The organism is Streptomyces echinoruber, from assembly GCF_014651135.1.
In the GTDB taxonomy this organism is placed as follows: domain Bacteria; phylum Actinomycetota; class Actinomycetes; order Streptomycetales; family Streptomycetaceae; genus Streptomyces; species Streptomyces echinoruber.
On sequence record NZ_BMWH01000069.1, the window covers coordinates 1 to 2,591 of the forward strand.

Here is a 2,591-nt window from a genome sequence, read left to right on the forward strand (position 1 = left end):
TTGCATCGTGCCGTACACCGGTGGGCCTCCCCATTGAGTTACGCGGCGGTAGTGCTTGGCCGCGATTCTCCGGGCATACCACGCGGTATGTCACTACCTCGGGGGAATCTGTTCCCAGGTGTCGGGACGTGTCCACAGTTCAGCGGACAGCCACAGTCCGGGCGTGACGGTGCCGAACGGCCCCCGGCAGATGGGCGCCGGCTCCCACGGGTCCGGCTCCCACAGGGGGTGTACCCGGACCTCGACGCCTTCGGCGCCGGGGATCGGCTCGCCGTTCTCGTCCTTGCGACGCACCAGGGCGACACGGCGTATGAGCTGTTTGAGCATGGCGTTCCGCTCGGTGGTGGTGAGCGTCTTCCACTCTTCGGCGACGCCGACGATCAGCCGTTCAAAGTCCGACCGCTTGGGCGTTTCCTCGACGTCGACCAGCTTTTCAAGCTGCCGCTTGATGTTGGCTTGCCGTTCGAGGTAGGTGTCGCGCGCCCGCTCGAACGCCCCCGGTGGGTACTTCTCGGGGTGGTCGTTGGCGTCCATGATCAAGCGGGTGAGGGCGGCCTCGGCCGACTCGTACTCGGCTTGCAGCCTGGCCCGTGCCTGCTTGGCGACGGCGCGCTCGTCGACTTGCGGCTCGTCGGTGTCCTCGGCCGGCGGCGCGGCGTCGATGCCGGGGGCGGCCTCGCGCTTGAGCCAGTCCTCGACCTCGCGTTCTACCTCGGTGCGGGTGATCCACAGGGCCTCGCACGTTGTGCCGCCGGACTGTGCGCGCTGCGTGCAGCGGTAGGCGTACCCGGGCTTGTTGATCCATGCGCCGTCGGTGGTCTTCCATCGTGCGGTGGTCATGCTGGTGCCGCGTCGGCACGTCCCATGACGAACAAGGCCGGTGAGTTCGTACAGGGTGTTTCGGGCGCGGGGCGGGGTGTTCTGCACCTCCTTCCGTCTGGCGCGGTACTTCTGCCACAGGTCCCAGTCGACCAGTTCCTCGTGTGCCCCCTGAACAAGGAAGTAGTTCGGACAGGTGCCGTTGGTCTTCCTGCCATTGCACTTGCATTCGTCGTCATGGATGCGCAGCAGGCCGGCGGCAAAGCCGCTGTCCATGTAGCGGGTGAGCGTGGGTGTGCTCCACAGGGTCCCGCGGGTGGTGCGGTAGCCGAGGCTGTTGAGCCATCCGCACAGGACGCTGAACCCCTGGGGTTTGGTCGCGTGGGTGTAGCGCCGGTACAGCTCGGCGACGATGGGGCCGACCTCGGGGTGTGGTTCGTACTTCTCCTCTTGCAGGGTTTCGGTGCGGGGGTTCCATCGGCGGTGCCAGATGTAGCCGAAGCGGGGGCGGCCGGTGGCCGGCAGTCCCTGTGCGCGGCGGTGCTGGTGGGTCTCGGCCCATGCCTCGCCGATGCGGTCGCTTTCGAACGCGGCGAATTCGAGGATCATGCCGCGCTGGAAGCGGCCGATGGCGGTGGTGGCGTCTACCGGTTCGGTGGCGCTGACCAGTTGCCCGCCGATGGATTCGACGCGGGCGAGGTTGATCGCGTTACCGGCGCGGTCGCGGCCGAAGCGGGAGTAGCGCCATACGGCGATGCCCTTCTCTCGGCCCTTTTCGACGATCTCGATGGCCCGCATGATCTTGCGCTTGAAGTTGCGGCCGGTGGTGTCGAGATCTTCGATCCATTCGGTGATCTCGGCCCCGTTGCGCTTGGCCCAGTCGAGGATGGCCGAGCGCTGGAGTTCGGGGCTGATCTTCTCTTCTTTCCAGGTCGAGACCCGGATGTAGCCGACGTACGGGGTGAGTTGTTTTGTTCTGAAGGTTGCAGGTATCTGCGCTGTTGTCACTGCGCCTTCCGTTCGAGAGACCGGACGTGGTTCGGGCGAAGTTCGATCACGTTGCCCGCGACCGGCTCGGCGCGGTGCTCCCGGTGGCCCGGCGTGGGTTTGCGGGGTACGTCGAGCAGGCCGCGCGCTACGTGGTCGAGGGCGCGGAAGTAGCCGTTGTGGTCGGCGTTGGCGAGCTGGTCGGCCGTGGCGCGCTGCGACTGCTGTAGGGCGCGGATCATGTTCAGGGGTACGGCGGTGATGACGATGAACACGCCGACCTCGAACAGGTCGCCGTTGTCGCCGAGGAGTCCGATGATGCCGGCGGACAGACCCACCAGGAGCAGAGTGAATGCGAAGACGGGCATGTAGCGGTGGGTCACTGTGCCTCCGTGCGGTTAGTTCTCGGCGATGTGTCCTTCGCCGTTCTTTGCGCGCTGCTGTCGCAGCGTTTGTGTCATCGAGACGAACAGCTCGACCTTGTGGGGCTCGGTGATCCCCAGCTCGGCGGCTGCTTCCTCTGGTGTGAGGGGTTCGGGTCGCGGGCCGGCGTTCCGGATGGCGTGCAGCAGGTCGCGGTTGAGGATGCCGGCGGCGACCAGGACCTCGGCGAGGTCGAGGTCGAGGGCGTCGGCGAGCATTTCGAGGACGCGGGTTTCTGGTACGTGGCCGTCGAGCATGCGGCTGACGGTGCCGTGGCCGATGCCGGAATCCTTGGCGAAGCGGGTTTGCCCGCCGCCCCTAGGTCGTAGGTCGTAGCCGCGTCGTTCGAGCTGTTGGCGGAG

At 66.7% G+C, this 2,591-nt stretch carries 3 protein-coding genes; all 3 read right to left on the minus strand.

Translation table 11 applies throughout. The annotated features are described in order from the left end of the window. Positions 1 to 93: 93 nt before the first annotated feature. Positions 94 to 1,827, minus strand: coding sequence for a recombinase family protein (locus IE225_RS32435; RefSeq protein ID WP_190061254.1), 1,734 nt, complete (start codon positions 1,825 to 1,827; stop codon positions 94 to 96). Then, positions 1,824 to 2,174 carry a hypothetical protein gene (locus tag IE225_RS32440; protein ID WP_190061255.1) on the minus strand — a complete coding sequence of 117 codons (351 nt, stop codon included), beginning with the start codon at positions 2,172 to 2,174 and terminating at the stop codon, positions 1,824 to 1,826. Before IE225_RS32440 ends, IE225_RS32435 begins: the two co-directional genes overlap by 4 nt. Positions 2,175 to 2,204: 30 nt before the next feature. After that, a partial coding sequence (locus IE225_RS32445; RefSeq protein ID WP_190061256.1) for a helix-turn-helix domain-containing protein occupies positions 2,205 to 2,591 on the minus strand: 387 nt, incomplete at its 5' end.